This is a genomic window from Silvimonas sp. (genome assembly GCF_031291215.1).
GTDB classification, from domain to species: domain Bacteria; phylum Pseudomonadota; class Gammaproteobacteria; order Burkholderiales; family Chitinibacteraceae; genus Silvimonas; species Silvimonas soli.
On sequence record NZ_JARLJK010000066.1, the window covers coordinates 271813 to 293431 of the forward strand.

The 21619-nt window shown below is 57.8% G+C and carries 23 protein-coding genes; 14 read left to right on the forward strand and 9 right to left on the reverse strand.

Annotation, left to right across the window (positions count from 1 at the left end):
- Positions 1 to 20 precede the first annotated feature (20 nt).
- The 5 genes from P4L78_RS09155 (at position 21) to lnt (ending at position 4790) form a co-directional block, all read left to right on the forward strand.
- Complete coding sequence (locus P4L78_RS09155) at positions 21 to 671, forward strand: UPF0149 family protein (RefSeq protein WP_283147754.1); 651 nt, start codon at positions 21 to 23, stop codon at positions 669 to 671.
- 164 nt (positions 672 to 835) lie between these two features.
- Entirely contained in the window at positions 836 to 1864 is a 1029-nt protein-coding gene (locus tag P4L78_RS09160) for a PhoH family protein (protein ID WP_390901583.1), read from the forward strand.
- The gene (gene ybeY, locus P4L78_RS09165; RefSeq protein ID WP_283147752.1) at positions 1861 to 2343 is read left to right on the forward strand and encodes an rRNA maturation RNase YbeY; all 483 of its coding nucleotides are present in this window, start codon (positions 1861 to 1863) and stop codon (positions 2341 to 2343) included. Before P4L78_RS09160 ends, ybeY begins: the two co-directional genes overlap by 4 nt.
- Before the next feature lie 5 nt (positions 2344 to 2348).
- Positions 2349 to 3215, forward strand: coding sequence for an HlyC/CorC family transporter (locus tag P4L78_RS09170; protein ID WP_283147751.1), 867 nt, complete (start codon positions 2349 to 2351; stop codon positions 3213 to 3215).
- A gap of 96 nt (positions 3216 to 3311) precedes the next feature.
- The gene (gene lnt / locus P4L78_RS09175; RefSeq protein ID WP_309327717.1) at positions 3312 to 4790 is read left to right on the forward strand and encodes an apolipoprotein N-acyltransferase; all 1479 of its coding nucleotides are present in this window, start codon (positions 3312 to 3314) and stop codon (positions 4788 to 4790) included.
- Here lnt and P4L78_RS09180 read toward each other — a convergent pair.
- From P4L78_RS09180 to P4L78_RS09195, 4 genes are read right to left on the reverse strand one after another with little or no spacing between them, the layout of a single operon-like run.
- Complete coding sequence (locus tag P4L78_RS09180) at positions 4734 to 5294, reverse strand: RDD family protein (RefSeq protein ID WP_309327718.1); 561 nt, start codon at positions 5292 to 5294, stop codon at positions 4734 to 4736. The genes lnt and P4L78_RS09180 overlap by 57 nt on opposite strands.
- Entirely contained in the window at positions 5294 to 5710 is a 417-nt protein-coding gene (locus tag P4L78_RS09185) for a DUF3106 domain-containing protein (protein WP_309327720.1), read from the reverse strand. Before P4L78_RS09185 ends, P4L78_RS09180 begins: the two co-directional genes overlap by 1 nt.
- Positions 5677 to 6084: a DUF3619 family protein gene (locus P4L78_RS09190; RefSeq protein WP_309327722.1), complete on the reverse strand. Its 408-nt coding sequence runs from the start codon at positions 6082 to 6084 to the stop codon at positions 5677 to 5679. Before P4L78_RS09190 ends, P4L78_RS09185 begins: the two co-directional genes overlap by 34 nt.
- Before the next feature lies 1 nt (position 6085).
- Positions 6086 to 6772 carry an RNA polymerase sigma factor gene (locus P4L78_RS09195; protein ID WP_309327814.1) on the reverse strand — a complete coding sequence of 229 codons (687 nt, stop codon included), beginning with the start codon at positions 6770 to 6772 and terminating at the stop codon, positions 6086 to 6088.
- A 561-nt stretch (positions 6773 to 7333) separates the two neighbouring features.
- Here P4L78_RS09195 and ilvB point away from each other — a divergent pair.
- The 4 genes from ilvB (at position 7334) to P4L78_RS09215 (ending at position 11434) form a co-directional block, all read left to right on the forward strand.
- A complete protein-coding gene (gene ilvB, locus P4L78_RS09200) occupies positions 7334 to 9100 on the forward strand; it encodes a biosynthetic-type acetolactate synthase large subunit (RefSeq protein ID WP_283147746.1) in 1767 nt (588 codons plus the stop codon).
- A gap of 16 nt (positions 9101 to 9116) precedes the next feature.
- Complete coding sequence (gene ilvN, locus P4L78_RS09205) at positions 9117 to 9608, forward strand: acetolactate synthase small subunit (protein WP_283147745.1); 492 nt, start codon at positions 9117 to 9119, stop codon at positions 9606 to 9608.
- Positions 9609 to 9688: 80 nt separating this feature from the next.
- Positions 9689 to 10705, forward strand: coding sequence for a ketol-acid reductoisomerase (ilvC, locus tag P4L78_RS09210; RefSeq protein WP_283147744.1), 1017 nt, complete (start codon positions 9689 to 9691; stop codon positions 10703 to 10705).
- Between the two features lie 180 nt (positions 10706 to 10885).
- The gene (locus P4L78_RS09215) at positions 10886 to 11434 is read left to right on the forward strand and encodes a hypothetical protein (RefSeq protein WP_283147743.1); all 549 of its coding nucleotides are present in this window, start codon (positions 10886 to 10888) and stop codon (positions 11432 to 11434) included.
- A gap of 136 nt (positions 11435 to 11570) precedes the next feature.
- Here the strand turns inward: P4L78_RS09215 and P4L78_RS09220 are convergent, their stop codons facing one another.
- The 4 genes from P4L78_RS09220 to P4L78_RS09235 form a co-directional block, all read right to left on the reverse strand.
- On the reverse strand, positions 11571 to 12152 hold the full coding sequence (locus P4L78_RS09220) for an acetate uptake transporter (protein WP_283147742.1): 582 nt from the start codon (positions 12150 to 12152) through the stop codon (positions 11571 to 11573).
- 151 nt (positions 12153 to 12303) lie between these two features.
- Positions 12304 to 12963: a PepSY-associated TM helix domain-containing protein gene (locus tag P4L78_RS09225; protein ID WP_309327725.1), complete on the reverse strand. Its 660-nt coding sequence runs from the start codon at positions 12961 to 12963 to the stop codon at positions 12304 to 12306.
- The gene (locus tag P4L78_RS09230) at positions 12960 to 13649 is read right to left on the reverse strand and encodes a Fe2+-dependent dioxygenase (protein WP_283147740.1); all 690 of its coding nucleotides are present in this window, start codon (positions 13647 to 13649) and stop codon (positions 12960 to 12962) included. Before P4L78_RS09230 ends, P4L78_RS09225 begins: the two co-directional genes overlap by 4 nt.
- 80 nt (positions 13650 to 13729) lie before the next feature.
- On the reverse strand, positions 13730 to 15898 hold the full coding sequence (locus P4L78_RS09235) for a TonB-dependent siderophore receptor (RefSeq protein ID WP_309327729.1): 2169 nt from the start codon (positions 15896 to 15898) through the stop codon (positions 13730 to 13732).
- 279 nt (positions 15899 to 16177) lie between these two features.
- Here P4L78_RS09235 and P4L78_RS09240 point away from each other — a divergent pair, with 279 nt between their 5' ends.
- The 4 genes from P4L78_RS09240 (at position 16178) to P4L78_RS09255 (ending at position 18982) form a co-directional block, all read left to right on the forward strand.
- Positions 16178 to 16825 (forward strand): energy transducer TonB, encoded by a 648-nt coding sequence (locus tag P4L78_RS09240; protein WP_283147738.1) that lies wholly within the window; start codon positions 16178 to 16180, stop codon positions 16823 to 16825.
- Between the two features lie 92 nt (positions 16826 to 16917).
- Positions 16918 to 17655: a MotA/TolQ/ExbB proton channel family protein gene (locus tag P4L78_RS09245; RefSeq protein WP_309327731.1), complete on the forward strand. Its 738-nt coding sequence runs from the start codon at positions 16918 to 16920 to the stop codon at positions 17653 to 17655.
- 6 nt (positions 17656 to 17661) lie between these two features.
- Positions 17662 to 18081 (forward strand): biopolymer transporter ExbD, encoded by a 420-nt coding sequence (locus tag P4L78_RS09250; protein ID WP_283147736.1) that lies wholly within the window; start codon positions 17662 to 17664, stop codon positions 18079 to 18081.
- A gap of 190 nt (positions 18082 to 18271) precedes the next feature.
- Entirely contained in the window at positions 18272 to 18982 is a 711-nt protein-coding gene (locus P4L78_RS09255) for a DUF899 family protein (protein ID WP_309327733.1), read from the forward strand.
- Positions 18983 to 18989: 7 nt separating this feature from the next.
- Here the strand turns inward: P4L78_RS09255 and P4L78_RS09260 are convergent, their stop codons facing one another.
- On the reverse strand, positions 18990 to 19250 hold the full coding sequence (locus P4L78_RS09260; RefSeq protein ID WP_309327735.1) for a YkgJ family cysteine cluster protein: 261 nt from the start codon (positions 19248 to 19250) through the stop codon (positions 18990 to 18992).
- Positions 19251 to 19569: 319 nt separating this feature from the next.
- Here P4L78_RS09260 and P4L78_RS09265 point away from each other — a divergent pair, with 319 nt between their 5' ends.
- Complete coding sequence (locus P4L78_RS09265) at positions 19570 to 21615, forward strand: DUF2298 domain-containing protein (protein ID WP_309327738.1); 2046 nt, start codon at positions 19570 to 19572, stop codon at positions 21613 to 21615.
- Positions 21616 to 21619 lie beyond the last annotated feature (4 nt).

Below are 21619 nucleotides of genomic sequence, written 5' to 3' on the forward strand. Positions count from 1 at the left end.
GTAATCAAGGAAAAACATCCATGCCCTCGCCCAAAGACAGCGAATTGCTTGCCACGCTCACCGAGGCGGAAGTCGAAGAACTGGCTACGTTTCTGGAATCTGACGCCGCGCCGATCCAGGCCATGGATATTTCCATGCTGCACGGTTTTCTGACCGCACAATTGGTCGGCCCGGAAGAACTCCCGCCTGACACCTGGTTTAGTCTGGTGTGGGGTGAGCACAATGAAAAGCCGCAGTGGGAAAGCCGCGCCCAGCAAGAACGCATTGAAGGCCTGATCCTGCGTCTGTACAACCATCTGACCGATGAACTGAATGCTGAGCCGCCGTCATTCACGCCGCTGGTGTATCTGGATCAGGAACGCAATCTGGATATCGCGCAGCAATGGTGTTACGGCTTCATGCTGGGCACGTCGCTGAATCCGCGCGGCTGGAAACCGTTCATGGATGATGAAGAAGCCATGCAACTGATCGCGCCGATTCTGGATTGCTCGGACGAAGATGCCCGCGCCGAAGCGGAAGCCGATGGCGAAGACCTGGCTCAGTTCGAACATGATCTGGCCGCTGCCCTGCCCGAAGTGATCCCGACCATTCGCGAATACTGGCTGGAACGCGCTGAAGCTGCGGCGGCACCGATCACGCCGCGCGGCGGCAAGCGCCCGACACACCACTAAGCGCGTACGATTTGCAGTTCTGAACAAGCAGCAGACTCGTATCGGGTCGCTGCTTGTTCTTGTTTTTTGCGGTACGGCCAGCATATGGTCAGAACGTGTTTGATCGTTTTGGCGACCTTGCGCAAGGTCGCAACCGGAAATGACTGCCCAAGGATGAATACCTCATTTTGAATACACAAACCGTCTCCTTCACGCCGGTCGACAATCGCCGCCTGGCCAATCTGTGTGGTGCGCTGGACGAAAATCTCAAGCAGATCGAAACCGCGCTGGATGTCACCATTGCCCGTCGCCAGGAAAACTTCAAGGTTTCCGGCCACGCCAAGCAGCTAGAACTGGCGATCACCGCGCTGGAACACTTCTACAACGAAGCAGACGATGTGCTGGAGCTGGATGACATCCAGCTAGGTTTGATCGAGCTGACCAACCCATCGGTTTACGATGAAGCCAGTGAAGGCGTGTCGCAATTGCGTACGCGCCGCGCCGATCTGCGTGGCCGCACTCCGCGCCAGACGCAATACATCCGCGCCGTGCAAGAGCATGACATCACCTTTGGTATCGGACCGGCTGGGACTGGCAAAACCTACCTGGCCGTCGCTTGTGCAGTAGATGCGCTGGAGCGTGACCTCGTCAAACGTCTGGTGCTGGTCCGTCCAGCGGTGGAGGCAGGCGAAAAGCTGGGCTTTCTGCCCGGCGATCTAGTGCAAAAGGTCGACCCTTATTTGCGCCCGCTGTATGACGCGCTGTATGACCTGATGGGCTTTGACAAAGTCACCAAGCTGTTCGAGAAAGGCATCATCGAGATCGCCCCACTGGCGTTCATGCGCGGCCGCACCCTCAATCACAGCTTTGTGATTCTGGACGAAGCGCAAAACAGTTCGCCCGAACAGATGAAGATGTTCCTGACGCGAATCGGGTTTGGCTCCAAAGCGGTCATCACCGGTGATCCAACCCAGATCGACTTGCCCAAGAATCAAAAGTCTGGCCTGGCCGACGCCCAGGAAGTGCTGGCCAGCGTGCGCGGCATTGCCCTGCACTATTTCACCTCGGCCGATGTGGTGCGCCACCCGCTGGTGCAGAAAATCGTCGATGCCTATGACCGCGCCGGCAAATTGCGTGATGCTGAAGCGGCTCAACGCAAAGCTGAACGTGAAGCGCAAAAACGCGCCGAGCACGCCCACAAAGAAATCGAATGAGCAAGAAACTGAAACTGGCGCTGCAGATTGAATCGCAAGCGGCCAATATCCCGGCCAAATCACTCTTGAAGACTTGGGCCGAAGCCGCGCTGCGACCCAATGTCAAACAAGCTGAAGTCACCGTGCGCGTGGTCGATGCAGAAGAAGGCCAGACCTTGAATCGCGAATATCGCGGCAAGGATTACGCCACCAACGTGCTCACCTTTACCTTCGATGAAGACGGCGACATGCCCGATATTCCCGGCCTGCCGCTGATGGGCGACCTGGTTTTGTGCGCGCCGGTGGTTGAACGCGAGGCCACCGAACAAGGCAAATCGCTCGAATCCCATTACTGCCACCTGCTGGTACACGGCTTGCTTCATCTACAGGGTTTTGATCACCTGGAAGACGAAGAGGCCGAAGAGATGGAAGCTCTGGAGACCCAGATTGTCATTTCTTTGGGTTATGATGACCCGTATCGCATGGACATGGAGCAGTAAACCTTATGGACGAGGCCTCACAGCCTACTTCGTCGCACAAGTCGTCCTGGCTTGAGCGACTGACCCACTTCCTGCTGCGTGAACCTGAAGACCGCGGCGAACTCGTAGAAATCCTCCATTCCGCTTTTGAGCGTCATCTGCTTGATGCCGATGCGCTGGCCATGATTGAAGGCGTGCTTAATGTCGGCGACATGCAAGTGCGCGACGTCATGGTGCCGCGCAGCCAGATGGACGTGATCGACATCTCTACCCCGCTGGATGAATTCGTTCCGTTTGTGATCGAAACCGCGCACTCGCGCTTTCCGGTCATTGATGGCGGTAAAGACAATGTGCTGGGCGTATTGCTGGCCAAAGATCTGCTGCGTTATTACGCGCTGGATGAAGAGTTCGATCTGCGCGACATGTTGCGTCCGGCGGTGTTTATCCCCGAATCCAAGCGCCTGAACGTGCTGCTGAAAGACTTTCGCAATAACCGTAATCACATGGCGATTGTGGTGGATGAATACGGCGGCGTGGCGGGCTTGGTGACCATTGAAGACGTCATGGAACAGATCGTTGGCGATATCGAAGACGAATACGACTACGACGAATCTGAAGACAATATCGTACTGGACCGCAAAGGGCATTGGCGCGTTAAAGGTCTGACCGAGATCGAAGACCTGAACGAAGCGCTGGGCGCGGATTTCTCGGATGAAGAGTTCGATACGGTGGCGGGCCTGGTGACCAACAAGTTCGGTCACGTACCCAAGCGCGGCGAAACCATTGCTTTTGAGGGCTTTCGCTTTCAGATCGTGCGCGCCGACAGCCGTCGCGTGCATAGCGTGCTGATCGAGAAACTGCCTGAACTGATCCCCGTTACCGGCGACGACTGATCAAGTAATACCGGCAATCTGCCTCATTGGCAGTTGGCCATATCAAACAGCACCACGACGCGCGCCTGAGCGCGTCGCTTCATTTAAAAGAACGACATGCGCTTTACCCCGGCCCGCTACGCTTCACCACTCCTGCTGACCGCTTGCGGCGCAATCAGCGTCTTTGCCTATGCCCCGGTTAACGCTTTTGCCTTGATGTGGCTGGCATTGGCAGCGCTGTTCCTGGTTGCCGGGAAAGCTGAAAATCCAAAGCAGGCGGCACTGCTGGGTTATGTGTGGGGGCTCGGCTATTTCTGCGCCAATATCTACTGGATCTTCATCAGCCTGCATACATTTGGTGGCATGCCAGCGTGGATGGCGGCTGGTTGCGTGTTTTTGCTGGCAGTTTATCTGGCCATCTTCCCGGCCTTGGGCGCCTGGCTAGGCCACAAGCTGGGCAATACTCGCTGCATTCGGGTCGGACTGACCTTACCCACGGCATTTGTTTTGACCGAATGGCTGCGTGGCTGGTTGTTTACCGGTTTTCCTTGGGCCACCGTCGGCACGTCACAGTTGCCGATGACGCCGATGGCGGGTTATGCGCCGATTCTGGGCGTGTATGGCATCAGCTTGATTCTGGCCTTGTCGCTTGGCGTGATCGCAGCACTCCCGCGCAATCCCAAAGCGTGGGGTGCAGTGGCATTCACCTGGCTGGCTGGCTGGGGTTTGACGCACGTGGAATGGACCCAACCCATCGGCAAGCCAGTGACAGTGAGTCTGGTGCAGGGCGCCATCCCGCAGGATGAGAAATGGGCGCAAGAGCATTATCTGGATAACCTGCGCATCTATTTGCGGCTAACGCGCCAGGCCAAGGGCGAGATTGTCATTCTGCCGGAAACGGCAATTCCGTCGTTCTTGTCGGACACGCCCGACTGGTATCTGTATTACCTGCGTGCTGCGGTTGCTCCACGGGCGCTGGTCACCGGCGTGCCACTCACCGGGCAACATGTTGAGGAATACTACAATTCGGTGATGTTCCTGACCGACCCGAAAATGCCGACCTACAGCAAGCACCATCTGGTGCCGTTTGGCGAGTTTGTGCCGCTGCCGTGGCTGTTTGGCTGGATGTATCACTACCTGAACATGCCGTTGTCGGGGTTTACGCCTGGCGGCACCAAACAAGCGGCGTTTGCCATTGGCCCGACCACCCGCCTTGCTGCCAACATCTGCTACGAAGACGTGTATGGCCGCGAAATCATCCATGCACTGCCCGAAGCTACACTGCTGGTGAACGTATCAAACCTGGCCTGGTTTGATGGCTCCTGGGCGGCGTGGCAGCAAACCCAGATGTCGCAGGCGCGAGCTCTGGAAACCGGCCGGATGATGCTGCGTGCGACCAACACCGGCATGACAGCGATCATTGATAACCACGGCAAGCTGGTGTCGGTACTGGCAGAAGGAAAACGCGGAATTCTGGAAGGCAGCGCGCGCAATTATGTGGGGATGACACCCTATGCGCGCTTCAGTGACTGGCTGGCCTTAGGCTTGGGCGGGCTCTTGCTGGTTCTGGCGCGGTTTCTTCGGCGCAAACACTAAACGCGTACCTGCGAGGCGATCATGCAGAAACTGCTTGTCGCCATCGAACCACGCCCAGGCAAACGGGATTACGCACCACGCCAGCGACATTTGCGCCCATGGCAGCCATGAATGATCGACCCGGACTTCAACCCACAATGGCACGACCGGCGCAAAACAGATCAAACACACCAGAAAACGGATCGACACCGCGCGCCAGCTGAGCGGCCCGCCATCTTCGAGCGCTACCAGCTTGAGGCGCCAAGTCTTCATGGCCAGCGTCTGGCCGCCGCGCTTCCAGCACCAGGCAAAATAACCAAACATCACCACCAGCAGCCACGCGAAAGAAAGATTACGAGCCCACGGCAATTGGGATATCTGGTCAACCGGCACTTGGGTCAGCAACTGGAATACACCCTGGAACAAGGCCCCTGCGAGCAGCAAGACCGGGATCAGCAACAGCAGTTCATACCACCAGGCGAAAAAGCGGCGCCACCAGCCGGCGCGATGTGCAAGCTCAGTCATTAACGCTTCTTGCCAGCGGCCGGGGCTGGTTGCTGCTGTTTAACGACAGAGGTTTGCTGGATGATCTGCTGGCGTTGTTCCGGTGTCATGGCTTTGAATTTTTTGTAGTTTTCGCGAGCGCGTTCGCGCTCTTCGTGACTCATGGTCGCCCAACGGCCAATGCGGTCACGCACGCGATCCTGCTGTTCTGGCGAAAGCGTGTCGTAGCGCTTGGCCACATGCAACAGCATGGTTTTGGAATCTTCCGGCAACTGGTCCCACTGCCCGGCGACGGGCGCCAGAACCTGACGTTGAGCCGCGTCCAGCCCTTGCCATTCAGCCGGGTCAGCCAACGCCAATCCAGGCAGCAACAAAGCGACTAGCAGCAAAACATGGGCAATGATCAATCGCGGGCGGTAGATGGCGTATTGGTCCATTGCTCAAACCGGGTGTCAATAAAAGTGTCCAGCGGTACTTCGTCTGCCAGCAGTTGTACGTCTACCGCATGGTCAGCATCACCGAGCGCCTGGTTTTGCAGCTGCCACCAGCCACCCACGGCAATCGCCAAAACAAAAGCGGCGCCGGTCCCCCACGCTGCTGGATGCTCATGCCATTTTTCGGATAACCAGTGCGACATGCCAGCCAGGCGGGAAACCAGCAAGGGGCGGCGCTGCAATTCGGCCGCGCGCGCAATCGCCTGGCGTCGGGCCGTGTTCAGCCGAGCCTGGGCATTAGCACTCACCGGCGCCTGATCCAGCACCGATTTTACTTTCAAACCGAATTCGCGTTCTTGCATAGACGGACGATCCATCTTATGTCCCTCCCCGTGTACCATACCAATCGATGCCTCGCCGCTGCAGCCAGATTGCCAGTGCATGCGTGGCGCGTGAGCAGTGCGTTTTGACACTGCCCTCCGAACATCCCATGGCGGCGGCGGTTTCAGCAACGTCCAGCTCTTCCCAGTAACGCAGCATGAAGGCCTCACGTTGACGTGCAGGCAATTGTGCCACCCCTTCTTCGATCAGAGCCATGGTGCGCGCCTGATCGTGCTCTTCTTCCGGGCTGGGTGCCTGCATGTCAGCGCCGAGCCATTCCATCGGGTCGCCGGCGTCGCCATCGTCGTCTTTGCTTTCGAAGGCAGAAAACAGCGTAACCCAGAAGCCACGCACCTTCTGGCGGCGGAAATGATCACGGATGGCATTTTGCAGTATGCGCTGAAACAGCATCGGCCACTCTTCCGGCGGGCGCGCATTATAGCGGTCGGCCAGACGCATCATGGCGTCTTGCACAATATCCAGGGCGGTGTCTTCGTCTTGCACGGCGTATTGCGCCTGCTTGAACGCGCGGCGCTCTACTTCGGCAAGAAATGCCGCCAGCTTTTCCGTTGCGTCCAGGTCAGTTTCTCCGTACAGGGCTCTTGGAAAGCCATCGAGGGGTTTGTCAGGTAGCCGCGAATGGTAGCAAAGCGCAGTAAGGATGTCCCTGATTATTTTAGCGATTTACATTCTGTAAAAAGCTTCGCGTATTGCATTACCAGCCAGGAATTACTACCCGAAAAACTTGCCAAGCGTTTTGGATTCCGGTAGGGTTTTGCGTTCTACACCAGTCAAGTAATAGCGTTCAGGCCTACTCAGCCTGCCCGCGCCGAACGGCAACCGCCAGCGCATTTATCATCTGGTCGTCACTTTGCGGGCCACAAGCCTTTGCATGTAGGGTTGCACAAACGGGTCACCCCCCTGGTCGAGAAGGAGAGCCACGCCGCACGCACAGACGTTTGCACACCATAGCAATCGTTTTCGTGTGCTTGAGCAAAGCTTCTTCGATACGACCCGGTTTTACCGTTTATGCAAGCTCTTTGACGGCGGCAAGCCCGGTACAGATCAATCAGGATCGCAATGCGTGTTCCCTGGAACATGGCATGGGCCTCAAGCCCGGCGGACGATTCGCGCTCTCATGTGCATGTTTTTGAACATGCGCCTTGCTGCATCCCGCTGCCATGCCCAAGTAGTCGACTCATTGCGTTCCCGATTCCGTTAACTCGTTAGCACAAAGGTTGACCCATGGAGATTTCGGGCGCTGAAATAATGGTGCGCTGTCTGCAGGAAGAAGGCGTTGAATTCGTCTTCGGCTATCCTGGCGGCGCTGTTCTGGAAATTTACGATGCCATCTTCCGCCAGGACGCATTCAAGCATGTGCTGGTCCGGCACGAGCAAGCTGCTGTCCACGCCGCTGATGCCTACTCGCGTTCCAGCGACAAGGTTGGCGTAGCGCTGGTTACCAGCGGCCCAGGCGCAACCAATGCGCTGACCGGCATCGCCACTGCTTATATGGACTCGATCCCGCTGGTGGTCATTTCTGGCCAGGTGGGTACCAATGCCATCGGCCTGGATGCCTTCCAGGAAGTGGACATGGTGGGTTGTTCGCGTCCTATCGTGAAACACAACTTCCTCGTGAAGGATGTGCGCGATCTGGCCGAAACCATCAAAAAAGCCTTCCACATTGCGGCAACCGGTCGACCGGGCCCGGTCGTCATCGACATCCCAAAAGATGTGTCGATGCTCAAGACGGAGTTCAAATACCCGGAATCGGTCACGATCCGCAGCTACAACCCGCCGACCAAGGGTCACCCGGGTCAGATCAAGAAAGCGGCACAGTTGATTGCTGAAGCCAAGCGGCCGTTCCTGTACGTGGGCGGTGGCGCCATTCAGGGCCGTGCCGCCAAAGAAGTCACCGAACTGGCCACGCTGCTGAATCTGCCGACGACCAACACACTGATGGGTCTAGGCGCCATTGACGGCACTCACCCCAACTTTGTTGGCATGCTGGGCATGCACGGTACGTATGAAGCCAATCTGGCCATGCAGTACTGTGACGTGCTGATCGCCGTTGGCGCGCGCTTTGATGACCGCGTCATCTCGGTGCCGAACCAGTTCTTGTCCAACGCCAAGAAAATCATTCATATCGATGTGGACCCTTCCTCCATCGCCAAGCGCGTGAAGGTGGATATTCCTATCGTTGGTGATGTCAAACATGTTCTCACCGACATGCTGGCCTTGCTGCGCGAAACCGGCATCCGCCCGGCCGCCGAGCCGCTGGCAGACTGGTGGAAGCAGATCAATGAATGGCGCAAGCCCAACAGCTTGCTGTACACACCGTCGACCGAGGTCATCAAGCCACAGCACGTCATCCAGACCCTGTGGGATGTGACCCAGGGCAACGCGATTGTGACGTCCGACGTCGGCCAGCATCAGATGTGGGCGGCGCAGTATTACAAATTCCGTCGCCCCAAGCAGTGGATCAACTCCGGCGGCCTGGGCACGATGGGCTTTGGCTTGCCTGCCGCCATGGGCGCGCAACTGGCCAATCCGGACATGCAAGTTGCTTGCGTGACCGGCGAAGGCTCGATCCAGATGAACATTCAGGAACTCTCGACCTGCAAGCAGTACCACACGCCGGTCAAGGTACTGAGCCTGAACAACCGTTATCTGGGCATGGTCCGTCAGTGGCAAGAGTTCTTCTACGGCACGCGTTATTCCGAGTCGTACATGGATGCACTGCCAGACTTCGTGAAGGTCGCCGAGGCCTACGGTCACGTTGGCTTCCTGGTTGAAAACCCGGCCGATGTTGAGCCGGTACTCAAGGAAGCGTTCAGCGCCAAGCTGAAAGATCGTCTGGTGTTTATCGACTTCCGTACCGATCAAACCGAAAACGTGTTCCCGATGGTGCAAAACGGGCGCGGGCTGAACCAGATGGATCTGCCCCCGCACATGGCCGGCATGCAGCAAGTGCCGTTTGAAAACAACCGTGACTACGGCAACTTGTGCTAAGGGAGTGAACGTGAACATGCGCCATATTCTGTCCACCCTCATCGAGAACGAAGCCGGGGCTTTGAGCCGGGTGACGGGCTTGTTTTCGGCCCGCGGTTATAACATCGACTCGCTTACCGTTCAGACCACTGAAGACCCGACACTGAGCCGCATGACGATTGTCACGCATGGCTCGGACGAAGTGATCGAGCAGATCACCAAGCAGCTGAACAAGCTGATTGAAGTGGTCAAGGTGATCGACTTGAATGAGTCCGAGCACATTGAGCGCGAGCTGATGCTCATCAAGGTCCGTGCCACCGGCAAAGATCGCGAAGAAATGAAACGGATGGCGGATATTTTCCGTGGCCGTATCATCGATGTGACCGAAAAGACCTACACGATTGAATTGACCGGCCCTGGTGAAAAGCTGGATGCTTTTATCAAGGCTCTGGATTCGGCCGTGATTCTGGAAACCGTGCGTACCGGCGCTTCTGGCATCGGTCGCGGTGAACGTATTCTTAAAATCTGATGATTTGTGAGGCTTGAGGTGTGCGGCATTATGTCCGCCCCTTACCCCTCACTCCTTACACCTCACAGGAGTGATACCAAATGAAAGTTTATTACGATAAAGACGCTGACCTCTCCCTGATCAAGGGTAAACAAGTCACCATCGTTGGCTACGGCTCGCAGGGCCACGCCCACGCGCTGAACCTGAAAGACAGCGGCGTGAACGTGACCATCGGCCTGCGTAAAGGCGGCGCTTCGTGGTCCAAGGCAGAAAGCACCGGCTTCCCGGTTAAAGAAGTTGCCGAAGCCGTCAAGGGCGCGGATGTTGTCATGATTCTGCTGCCGGATGAAAACCAGCCAGACGTGTACAACAAAGATATCGCTCCGAACATCAAGCAAGGCGCTGCGCTGGCTTTCGCTCACGGTTTCAACATCCATTACAACCAGATCGTGCCGCGCGCTGACCTGGACGTCATCATGATCGCCCCGAAAGGCCCAGGCCACACCGTGCGTTCCGAGTACCTGAAGGGCGGTGGCGTACCTAGCCTGATCGCTGTGTACCAGGACAAGTCCGGCAAGGCCCGTGATGTCGCTCTGTCGTACTCTGCAGCCAACGGCGGCACCAAGGGCGGCGTGATCGAAACCAACTTCCGCGAAGAAACTGAAACCGACTTGTTCGGCGAACAAGCGGTGCTGTGTGGCGGCGCGGTGGAACTGGTGAAGGCTGGCTTCGAAACCCTGACCGAAGCGGGCTACGCTCCGGAAATGGCTTACTTTGAATGCCTGCACGAACTGAAGCTGATCGTTGATCTGATGTACGAAGGCGGCATCGCCAACATGAACTACTCGATCAGCAACAACGCCGAATACGGCGAATACCTGACCGGCCCGGAAGTCATCACCGCTGCTACCAAAGAAGCGATGAAGAAAGCGCTGTATCGCATCCAGTCCGGCGAATACGCCAAGCAGTTCATCCTGGAAGGCAAGACCAACTACCCAGGCATGACCGCTCGCCGTCGTCTGAACGCAGAACACCCAATCGAAAAGGTTGGTGCCCAACTGCGTGGCATGATGCCGTGGATCGCCAAGAACAAGCTGGTTGATCAGTCCAAGAACTAAGACTGTTTAATAGCTTGAATAAAAAGACCCGCTTTATGCGGGTCTTTTTATTTTCAGACTTTCTGCATCTTGATTAAAAGCGAGCGCAGCTTACATAGAACAACTGCCGTTAGCATCAATTTCTGCCAACGCTGTTCTGCATAAAATAGGACTTTCCCAAACCCCATGAACTCAAGACGTATGAAACCGCTTACCCCTCTCTTGCTGCTCACCTTGTTGACCCTGGGAGCCTGCGCCCAGATATCCAATCCCCGCTTTCTGGTGAGCGCATACAAAGAACCTGAGAGTGGTGATCGCGCCCGTTTACGCACGGTAACCGGTGGCGTCGTGCGACTTATACCAAACCGCGCATGCCATGACGAATATGCTGGAGGAGGTATCGTGGCCAACAACGCTTTCACCGGCTTGTCTGATAGTCATCTTAATGGCCAAAAACTGGGCATGTCCGGTGATGCAACCGCCAAATATCAAGCGGTATCAGAAGTTTATATTCCGGCTGGGCAACCTATAGACGTGAGTTTCATGTCCCAGCAAGGCGCAGGCAAGCAAGCCACCGCTGCCGTTGATACTTTTGTTTGCAATACAGACTGGACCTTCGTGCCAGAAGCAAACAAAGATTACGAAACCCGCAGCTATCAGGATGGAAAGATGTGTTACCTGGCCGTCACCACTCTTGAGGGCATACTGATTGGGCAACCCGCGCTCAAAGGGCCTTGCCCAGCTCCGTAGCCCGGATGAGCGCAGCGGGAATCCGGGATAGGAATGCATCAACCCACAACCTGCGTTCGATCTTGCCAACATTGCCCCCGGATTCCCGCCCTGCGGGCTTCATCCGGGCTACGGAATAACCTGGCCGTTCGGCGAATCAGGCTGCCTTTTCGCCCAGCGGCAACATCACACGCCCGTGGGTTTCGTTCAGCACCTGCGCCAGCGCGGCGTAGATGGCGGAGAAGCCACAGAAGATGCCTTCCCAACCCGCGATCTGGCCGATGGTTGCGGAACCCAGGCCATCACCCAGCGCCAGCAACGCGAACAGAATGGTGAGCGAGCCGAACACCACTTGCAGGGCACGGTTGAGTGCCAGCGTGCCAATGAACATCACGCCAGTGAACAAGCCCCACATCACAAAGTACGAAACCATAGCGCCCGTGGCAGCGGGTGTCCCCATACCCATTTTCGGCAACAGCAACAACGCCACCAGCGATAACCAGAACAGACCGTACGAGGTGAATGCGGTACAGGCGAAGGTATTGCCCTTCTTCCACTCCATGATGCCGGCGATGATCTGCGCCACGCCGCCATAGCACAGGCCCATGGCCAGGATCATGGCGTTGAATTCAAACAAACCCGCGTTGTGCAGGTTGAGCAATACGGTGGTCATGCCGAAACCCAACAACCCAAGAGGTGCGGGGTTGGCGGTATGGTCGTTGCCGTGAGTGGCAGACATGGTGCAATCCTTGGGAAGTCAGTAAATGGCTTGCGAATGCGCAAAGGGCGGCCATTTTGCAATGCCGCCCTTTGGTCCTGACTCCGATTGCATCAACAGTCGGCGATGTCGCCCATGTCAATTGCTGGTGTTATTGCCATTCGTGCCAGCCTTACGCCAGCACCGACCAGCAGCCCCAGGCAACGGCACCGCCAATCAATCCGAGCGCAGCCAGGCGCGGGCCGTGCAAACGGCTCCACAACAGAAAGCCGGTGATGCACAGGGTGATCAAGGCACCGGCCAGGGTATCGACCAGCAGAATCCAGCCCACGCCCGCGCCAACGCCTTTATGCAGATTGGTAATCACGCCCCAGAAATTGGTCTCGCTGCGTTTTACCTCTACCAGCTTGTTGCCTTCGGTATAGGTAGCGCTCACCGAGAAATTCGGCTTGGCCAGCGTCACCGACCACTCCGCCGGTTTTTGCACTGGTTTCTCGTTCCAGATCACTTCTTTTGCTGGTATGACTTTGGTGCGCGGATGCCCTTTGATGCCGGTGTATTCGCTGAACCACTTGGCAAAGTCTTTGGGATCATCGTGCGCGTCATCGGGGATGGCGATCTGCACTGTGCTTTCCACCGGGGTGACGGCGTTGATCTTCAGTTGCGCACGGTGGTTAAGCACAAAGCCCGACACACCAAACATCAGCCCCAGCGCGGCGCCCCACAAGCCCAGCCAGGCATGCACCCGCTTGAGCCATTTCAGAAAATTGCCGGTACGCAGGCGGTCGGGCAGAAATCCTTTATGGTTTTCGGCCAGTAAACTGTTAATCATGTGTTTCCCCACATTCTGAGCAGGTTGTGATAGTTGCCAATTAGCGTCGTGCGGGCGCTTTGATCGGCGTTGGTTTGATTGAGCGTCTGGATGGCATTGTCCAGGTCAAACAGCAAGGTGCGCTGGGCGTCATCGCGAACCATGCTTTGTATCCAGAAAAAGCTGGCCAGCCGGGTGCCGCGCGTTACCGGTGTGACCCGATGCAGGCTGGTTGCCGGGTAGATAATCATGTCGCCCGCAGCCAGCTTGACGGAGTGCGAACCGTAGTTGTCTTCAATCTGCAATTCGCCACCGTCGTATTCATGCGGCTCCGCCAGAAACAGCGTGGCGGAGATATCCGTACGCAGTTTGCGGCCACCGCTACCCGGGATAATGCGGATAGAGCCATCGACGTGACTGCCAAACGTCATGCCTTCGCCGTAACGATTGAACATGGGTGGGTAGATCACGTCGGGCAGACAGGCGCTGATAAAGCGTGGATTACGCTCAAGCGCAGACAAAATCAGATCACCCAGTTCGCGTGCAACCGGCGACATCTCGTCAATCTGCTGATTCTGTTTAACCGGTGCGCCCTGATAACCCGCCGTCACCCGGCCATCCACCCACGCGGCACCAGCGTTTTCCAGTGCAGCTCGGGCCAGCCGTAGTTGTTCAGCGTTCAGCACTTGAGGAATTCGGACCAGCATGTTGTTCCTTGTTCAGTCTCTGGATGCATTGCGCCGCCCTGATGGCCAGGCATCAAGGCGGCGCAACAATCTTCAGGCCTTTAGATGTGATAACCCAGCGTCACCAGCACAGTACGGGAGATCCCCGGTGTAGCGCGGCCACCGTCTGAGGCAATCACCGAGTCGTAGTAGTACTTGTCGGTCAGATTCAGCAGGTTTATGCGCACGTCGTAGTTCTTCTGGTGATACGCCGCGGTGGCATCCCAGCGGGTGTAACCAGGCACCGAGACGATGTTGTTATTGGCCGCATAACGCGAGGACATCGTTACAAAGCCGCCGCCCACTTCCCAGTCGTGAGTGATGTTGTAGGTCGACCACAGCGTGGCGGTGTTCTTCGGCGTATTGGCCAGCGTATTGCCGGTGGTGCCGTCGAGCGCGCTTTCTACCGTGCCATCCAGGTAGGTGTAGCCCGCGAACACTTGCCACTGTTTGGTGATCCGGCCGGCAATGCCGACTTCAAAACCTTGCACCTGCACGTCGCCATCCAGCTGGTACAAACCGGTGGTAGCGTCTTGGGTGCGGGCATTGGTTTTCTGTACGCGGAATAAGGCTGAGTTCACCGACAAATCGCCAGCCAGGAAGTCCCACTTGCCGCCCACTTCATAAGAGCGGTTTTTTTCCGGGTCCAGGTTTTGGGTGCCGTTCGTGACCGTCAAAGCCTCTAGCGAGGGATTAAACGAGGTGCCGTAGCTGATGTAGTACGACTGGTTGTCGGTCGGCTGGTAAATCAAGCCGGCACGCACGCTGGTGAAGGTCGTGTCGTTACTGGCCGACAGCGGCAAGCTGATGCTGTTCTTGATCTCGCCATCAAAGCGATCCCAACGCAGGCCAGCCACGGCTTTCCACTCTTTGGTGATCTCAACCGTGTCGTTGGCATAAAACGCCAGCGTGTTAGCGGTCGACTCAGCGAAGTTGCCCTTGGTGCTGACCGAATTGGCCGGGCTCGACAAATGCGCCGGGTCCATCAACGAGACAATCGGCAGGTTGTTGCGCGAGTAGGTCTGGTTCTCGTATTTGTCGTAGCCGATTTCTGCGCCAGCCAATACGGTGTGTTTGATGCTGCCGGTATTGGTTTTCCAGATCAGATCGGTCTGGTTGTAAATCGATTCGTCCGTAATGTCGCGGTCATGGCTGGCCAGTTGCACGCGCAGCAAATCTTGCGGCAAGGTGGTTGGGTTGCCCTTGGTGCGATCCAGCGCGACGCCTGCAGGTGTCACCACGGTGCTCAATGCGGTTTCGCGCGCATCGGTGGTGTAGTGGCTGTACTGCGTGTTGTTGCGCAGGGTCAGACTGTCGTTGAACTTGTGCTCGATGTTGGCGCTGACGGTGGCCACGTCTTGCACGGTACGGTCATCGGTCAGGCCGTAGAAGTTGCTTTGGTCAACATTGGCCGGGCGCTTGTTGACGGTGGGTACACCGTAATCCGGCATATCGTTGTTATGTTGCAGCAACGCCGACAGGGTAATGGTGGTCGGCTCGCCAATGCCAAACGTCACCGACGGCGCAATGCCGATATCCTGGTTGTTGATGACATCTCGGCTGGAATGCTGATCTTGCGCCATGCCTTCGATCCGCCAGGCCGCGGTATCGTTGATGGCGTGGCCGACATCAAAAGTGGTGCGATAGCGGTCATCTGTGCCCACGGTGACGTTGACTTCGCCCACCTGTGCCAGTTGCGGCTTCTTGCTGACCTGGTTGATCACGCCGCCAGTCGAACCACGGCCGAACAGCATGGACGACGGGCCTTTGAGCACCTCAACCGAATCCAGATAGAACGTATCGCGATAGTACTGACCGCGATCACGTACGCCATCCAGATAAATATCCGTACGCGCCGAAAAACCACGCAGATTGATGTTGTTACCAATCTGGCCGCCTTCCGCGCCGCCAATGGTAATACCGGGCACATTGCGCAGCGCATCAGTCAGCGACGCAGCACCCTGGGCGTCCATTACCGCGCGATTCACCACCGTTACCGTTTGCGGAATATCGCGAATTGCAGTTGGCACCTTGCCGCCCACAGTGCTGACGCCGGGGTTGTAATCGGTGCGGGCCTCGTCACGGTCCGCCGTGGCGTTAACGTTGACCGATGGCAATGCTTGTTCCGATGCAGCAGGTTTGGTGGTCGAGGTGATGTCATCTGCATAGGCAAAAGACGCAGTGAATGCCGCCGCGAGCAAGGCAGCGAGTGGCTTTTTGGCCAAAGGCATGAGGGGTGTCTCCGAGGGAATGATCTGGCTGTTTTGTGGCGTTTACCGCCTGTTTTATTTCCGCCCGCCATGTCACCCCGGAAGTCCTGAACAAACCAGACTGCGATCTGAACGAGTGACTGATCACCCGCTGTCTTTGCAGCTTTAAGGCAGATCAAGACCAGCACCGAAGCTGGCAAGCGGATTTAATTTCGTTTCGCTTGCAATTTCTTTGCAAATGCGAAGGGTTATCATTATCATATGCCTCTTCGAATAAATGCAAGTAATTCTCATTTAGATATGAATCGCAACCAGGCAACACGACTGGGGCTGGTAACCGGAGCACACGTGCTATTGATTGGTGCGCTGCTGCATACGGTGCAAACGCAACCGCCGCAGCCTCCCAAAGAAATTACGGTGACTCTGGAAACCCCGGCACCGTTGCCTGTGGTCGCCCCACCCACGCCCAAACAACAAGTTCAGCCCAAGCCGCAGCCTGTGGTGAAACAGCCTCCAGTGCCCAAGCCGCTGCCGCCGATTCCGGTCGCCAAACCGAACCAGGTTGCGACTGAACCGCCAGTGCATGAAATCAAACCAGCACCCGAGGCGCCACCACCGGCCGAGCCCAAACCAGCGCCAGCAGCGCCTGCACCGGCGGCGATCTCGCAACCGCGAGTCGATGCCGCCGCCACCGGCAACATGAAGCCGCCCTATCCGACCATTTCCCGCAAATTGGGCGAGGAAGGCCGCGTGTTGCTAGAGGTCTATATCCAGGCCGACGGCACGGTGGGCGATATCAAGCTCAAGCAAAGCAGCGGTTTTGGCCGGCTGGACAGCTCCGCGCTGGAAACCGTTCGTAAATGGAAATTCACGCCAGCCAGACAAGGCGGCCAGCCGATTGCCATGTGGTACGTGCAGCCGGTGACGTTCTCGCTTAACGCGCCGTGATCCACAAACTTCCCCCCAAAGACAAAACACGCTGTGGCACCCGACTCACGCCACAGCGAGATCAAACACTCAAATAGACAGGAGCCTCATCCATGCAACCGCAACAGTTCAGCCTTGCCCACCTGTGGGCTCAGGGCGATTTCGTCACTCATGCCATTGCCACCATCTTGCTGATCATGTCGATTGCCAGCTGGTATGTGATCGTCACGCATGCTTTCCGCCTTGTAGCCAATCGCCGCCGCGCGGCCGCCGCGCACGACTTCTGGCATGCCCACCGCTTTGACGAAGGTCTGGCGCAACTGACCGGCAAAACCCAGGACAACCCGTTCCGCCTGCTGGCACTGGAAAGCCAGGCGGCCGTGGCGCATCACCGTGACAACCAGGCTGATCTGCACGGTCAGCTGGCACTGTCTGACTGGTTGATCAGCAGCCTGAACGGCGCGATTGAAGAAGGCACCGAGCGCATGCAACGTGGCTTGTCGATCCTGGCATCGGTCGGTAGCACGGCGCCGTTTGTGGGCTTGTTCGGCACTGTTTGGGGCATCTATCACGCGCTGATCGGCATCTCTGCTGCCGGCGCGGCCAGCATCGACAAAATTGCTGGCCCGGTGGGCGAAGCGCTGGTGATGACCGCGTTTGGTCTGGCCGTGGCGATCCCGGCTGTGCTGGCCTACAACGCGCTGGTACGCGGCAATCGTTCCATTACCGGCAAGCTCAACCGTTTTGCCCAGGACCTGCATGCCTACTTTGTGACCGGCGCCCCCGTGGCCCGCGATCAATCCCGCCCGCAACTGGCGGTGGTGAACGGTCAGCCTAAACACGCGGAGTAAGGTCAGATGGCATTCAGCAAATCAATCGGTGGCGACAACAGCGAAGTCATGAGCGAGATCAACATGACTCCGCTGGTGGACGTGATGTTGGTGCTGCTCATTATCTTCATGCTCACCGTACCGGTACTGACGCACGCGGTGAAAGTGAACCTGCCGCGCGCCGCCAACCAGCCGGAGGTGGTCAAACCGGCGTCGGTGAATATCTCGGTGACGGAAGATGGCTCGGTTTTCTGGGACGAAACCAAATTGAGCGAAGCCGAGTTCAAAGAACATCTGGCCGCCGCAGCAGCCAAAGACCCGCAACCGACAATCCGCCTGCGTGGTGATCGCAAAGTTCAATATGAATACGTCGCCAAAACCATGGCGGCAATTCAGCAATCAGGCATTGAGAAGCTGGGCTTTGTTACGGAGCCTGGCGCGCAGTAAGCCGCTCTCTTGCAGCAGACTCGCCAAAAAGGCCGGATCACCATCCGGCCTTTTTGTTGGCCGCAAACACGTCATTTGCCAGCGCATGCCTACCCCGCTGACCGTGCAGCGGGCGCAATCAGGCGTTACCAGCCACAACCCCCAAAGGCCAGGCCAGGATCACAGCTGCGATCACCTCATGGAGACCTCCATGAATCAACCTCAGCTCGTCCCCGCCACCGAACTGGCACAATCCCCCCGCCGTTTTCCCGGCGAGACCCCGGAATACCGCCAGGCGCGTAATGCCCTGCTGGCTGAAGAAATCGAACTGCGACGGCAGATCGAACGCGTCGCCGAGCAACGCCGCGCTTTGCCAGCAGGTGGTTTGGTACCAGAAAATTACCGCTTTGAAAGTATCGATGGCCCAGTCACCCTCAGCCAGATTTTTGGCGAGCATGACACCCTGATCGTCTACAACTGGATGTTCGGCCCCCGGCGCGAACGTCCCTGCCCGATGTGCACCTGTTTGCTCAGCGCTTGGGATGGCGAGATGCCCGACATCTTGCAACGCGTCGGCTTTGCCGTCTTCGCCCGCGCGCCGATTGAACGCATGGAGGCATTCAAACAAGAGCGTGGCTGGCGACAGCTACGGTTGTATTCATCCGGCGGCAACAGCTTTAACCGCGATTACATCGGCGAAGACCCGGCTGGCGACGACGTGCCCGGCTTGAACGTATTCACCCGCTCGGGAGATCAGGTTCGCCATTTTTATGGCGATGAAATGGGCTTTGAAACCGCCGATCCCGGCCAGGACCCACGCGGTGCGCCGGACCTGATGCCGCTGTGGACCATCCTCGATCTGACGCCTGCCGGTCGCGGGAAGGATTGGTATCCGAAACTCAGCTACGACACGGCTCGTTAGCGCCGCGTTACGGCGCAGTGGCGGTTTCCAGCTGCGCCAGCCATATCAACGCCCCATCACGCGAGTCGCCACACATCTGGGCTTCTGGCTGCAGCCCGCCGCAAAAGGCCGGGCGTTCGGGTTTGCCGAATACCGCGCAGCGATAATCGGGCAGCAGATTTACACACGGAACTCCAGCGGGCTTGCCGTTTGGCATGCCGGGTAAGGGGCTGGTGATTGAAGGCGCAATGCAACAGGCACCGCAGCCGGGACGGCAAGATAAAGTCATGGCCCGCATTGGAACCGCCGTTCAGCCTTGTGGCAAGCGCCATCCGTCCTTTTACGGTGACTTGCCCTGCAATTGGCAAGTTCTGGCATAGTAAGCTGCGCAACTTAAAACAAGCTTGCCGGTTGCATGTTCCGCTACCGCGCAAAGCATGATAAAACGCCGGACGCACCCAAAAATCACGGGCGCAACCGGAATTCCGCTGCCGCCATCTCCCGCCTCGATTAACCCGCCTCTGCCTGGGTGTTGCGTGGATACCAACGCCAGCCGGTCTTCCAGTTGTTGATCCCAACAGCGATCCGGTACCCGGAGGAGGGAGACCATGGGCCTGATTGCCCTCGCACTGACGCTATTGATTCTGTTCATTAATCTGGCAGGACTGGCGCAGTGTTTTGAACGTCGCCTGGGCGATATCGATCTGGCGCGCGCCACCGGCGTGCTGCTGCTGTGCCTGGCGCTGTTCTTTGTTGAACACTTTGCCGGGCTGGGGCATCTGGCCTGGCTGTGGCCCATCTGCACCGCGTTGTCAGTGTTGACGCTCAACAAGCGGCTGGCGGACGCCGCCTGGTGGCGCGGACAACTGCCCTTTGCCTGCGCATTTCTGTTTGCGCTGGCCTGGCGGTTTGTCTTTCCCGATCTGGATGCCCAATCCGAGCATCTGACTGACCTGTACTTTGTAGCCAACTATCTGCCCGGCTCTACTTTGCCGCCGCCGGATCAATGGCTGCCGGGTTATCGCTTCGATATCTATTACGGCTTTCTGCATTACGCCACCGCGTTGCAGGGACGGTTTCTGAATCTGGATGCAGGCCGGGCGATGAACCTGGGCTTTTGCACCACCTTCGCCTTTACCGCCAGCTTGGCCTGGAGCCTCACCGGGCGCTTCTTGCAACGTCGCGCCGGACGCTTGCTGGTGGTCGCCGCGCTGACGGTGGGCGGTACCGGCGTCGCGCCGCTGCTGCCGCTGATCTACGATCTGCCCTCCACCAACGCCCAGCAAGCTGATGGCAACGCGGTAACGCTGCTGTGGTCCAACACCCGCTTTACCGGTTTGTATGATCAGCAAGTCAATACCGAACTGGGCCGTGCGCTATTTCCGGCGCTGACTCCCGAGCAAAAGCCCACATCGGACTTTGAAGCGCGGGATTTGCCGCTGGAAACCATCTCTTATTACACCTACTTGGGCGACCTGCACCCGCCAGTCGGTGGCTTTGCATTATTGTTGTTTGTGCTGGCGTTGATTGGCGCACTTGAGCCTCGCCCCGCCGACGACACCAGCGAAATGGCCCAAGCGGACGCCTACGGATGGCGTGATGAAACCGGCGTGTTTCTGCTGGGACTGAGCCTGCCGCTGCTATTGGCGCTCAACCCGTGGACGCTGCCATTGCAGGCGCTGTTGATTCTGGGCTGGTGCGCTTATCGCTGGCGTGGCGGCTTGCCGGTGTTTTGGCGGGCCTTGCTGGGTGGCGCGGTTACCGCAGGCGTGCTGATTTACCCATTCCTCGCGCATTTCGCCCCCAACGCGGTACCGACGGCCTTTGCCCTGGTTACCAGTCTGGATCACACCCCGATCCGCCAGTTCATTGCAGTGTGGTGGCCGGTGCTGGTGCTGGCAGGTCTGGGCTTGGCCAGCGGTCGGGATGATCGGCGCAGCTGGTGGGCAGCCTGGGGCGTTTTGATCCTGCTGATCATCACCGAGATTTTCTTTATCGACGACCCCTTGGGCGGCAAGTACAACCGCTTCAATACCACGCTCAAATGGTGGTCGTGGTTGTTCCCGGCGGGCATTGCCTTGCTGGGCACTCTTACCTTGGCATCCAGCCGCAAATGGATACGCATCGTGGCATGGCTGCCACTGCTGGCGACCTGCCTGTATGTTATTCCACAAGCGCAGTACTGGATCAATCACCCGAAGAATCACGCGGGACGACTGGCGGGCGATGCCTGGCTGGCGGACGATCCGGGCCAACGCGCCATTCTCAGTTATCTACGCAGCGCGCCAAAGGGCCTGGTGATGGAAGGGCTGGATGGCGGTTCATACACGGTGCATGGCGCCTTTGCGCTGCACAGCGGCCAGCCGTCGGCGTTGGGCTGGCCAGATCATGAAGGCCTGTGGCGCGATCATCCGTGGTTTATCAACCGCGACGCCGACTATATCCGCGCGTTGTACCACGGCGGTTTGCCCGATGCGGCACAGTGGCTGGCCAGTCGCAAAGTGCGCTACGTGGTCTGGAGCAGCTACGACCAGACGCGCGACCCAGGCGCCTTTGCCCGTATGCAAAGCTTGCTCGCCAGCCGCTATATCTGGCGTGGTTTATCCAACAACAACGGCATTGAATTCGGGCTGTGGGAATTGCGGGGCCAATAACACC

Coding starts and splice junctions, on each gene's coding strand:
- P4L78_RS09155 (WP_283147754.1), top strand. CDS start 21: ATGCCCTCGCCCAAAGACAGCGAATTGCTTGCCACGCTCACCGAGGCG.
- ybeY (WP_283147752.1), top strand. CDS start 1,861: ATGAGCAAGAAACTGAAACTGGCGCTGCAGATTGAATCGCAAGCGGCC.
- P4L78_RS09170 (WP_283147751.1), top strand. CDS start 2,349: ATGGACGAGGCCTCACAGCCTACTTCGTCGCACAAGTCGTCCTGGCTT.
- lnt (WP_309327717.1), top strand. CDS start 3,312: ATGCGCTTTACCCCGGCCCGCTACGCTTCACCACTCCTGCTGACCGCT.
- P4L78_RS09180 (WP_309327718.1), bottom strand. CDS start 5,294: ATGACTGAGCTTGCACATCGCGCCGGCTGGTGGCGCCGCTTTTTCGCC.
- P4L78_RS09185 (WP_309327720.1), bottom strand. CDS start 5,710: ATGGACCAATACGCCATCTACCGCCCGCGATTGATCATTGCCCATGTT.
- P4L78_RS09190 (WP_309327722.1), bottom strand. CDS start 6,084: ATGGATCGTCCGTCTATGCAAGAACGCGAATTCGGTTTGAAAGTAAAA.
- ilvB (WP_283147746.1), top strand. CDS start 7,334: ATGGAGATTTCGGGCGCTGAAATAATGGTGCGCTGTCTGCAGGAAGAA.
- ilvN (WP_283147745.1), top strand. CDS start 9,117: ATGCGCCATATTCTGTCCACCCTCATCGAGAACGAAGCCGGGGCTTTG.
- ilvC (WP_283147744.1), top strand. CDS start 9,689: ATGAAAGTTTATTACGATAAAGACGCTGACCTCTCCCTGATCAAGGGT.
- P4L78_RS09215 (WP_283147743.1), top strand. CDS start 10,886: ATGAAACCGCTTACCCCTCTCTTGCTGCTCACCTTGTTGACCCTGGGA.
- P4L78_RS09220 (WP_283147742.1), bottom strand. CDS start 12,152: ATGTCTGCCACTCACGGCAACGACCATACCGCCAACCCCGCACCTCTT.
- P4L78_RS09225 (WP_309327725.1), bottom strand. CDS start 12,963: ATGATTAACAGTTTACTGGCCGAAAACCATAAAGGATTTCTGCCCGAC.
- P4L78_RS09230 (WP_283147740.1), bottom strand. CDS start 13,649: ATGCTGGTCCGAATTCCTCAAGTGCTGAACGCTGAACAACTACGGCTG.
- P4L78_RS09235 (WP_309327729.1), bottom strand. CDS start 15,898: ATGCCTTTGGCCAAAAAGCCACTCGCTGCCTTGCTCGCGGCGGCATTC.
- P4L78_RS09240 (WP_283147738.1), top strand. CDS start 16,178: ATGAATCGCAACCAGGCAACACGACTGGGGCTGGTAACCGGAGCACAC.
- P4L78_RS09245 (WP_309327731.1), top strand. CDS start 16,918: ATGCAACCGCAACAGTTCAGCCTTGCCCACCTGTGGGCTCAGGGCGAT.
- P4L78_RS09250 (WP_283147736.1), top strand. CDS start 17,662: ATGGCATTCAGCAAATCAATCGGTGGCGACAACAGCGAAGTCATGAGC.
- P4L78_RS09255 (WP_309327733.1), top strand. CDS start 18,272: ATGAATCAACCTCAGCTCGTCCCCGCCACCGAACTGGCACAATCCCCC.
- P4L78_RS09260 (WP_309327735.1), bottom strand. CDS start 19,250: ATGACTTTATCTTGCCGTCCCGGCTGCGGTGCCTGTTGCATTGCGCCT.
- P4L78_RS09265 (WP_309327738.1), top strand. CDS start 19,570: ATGGGCCTGATTGCCCTCGCACTGACGCTATTGATTCTGTTCATTAAT.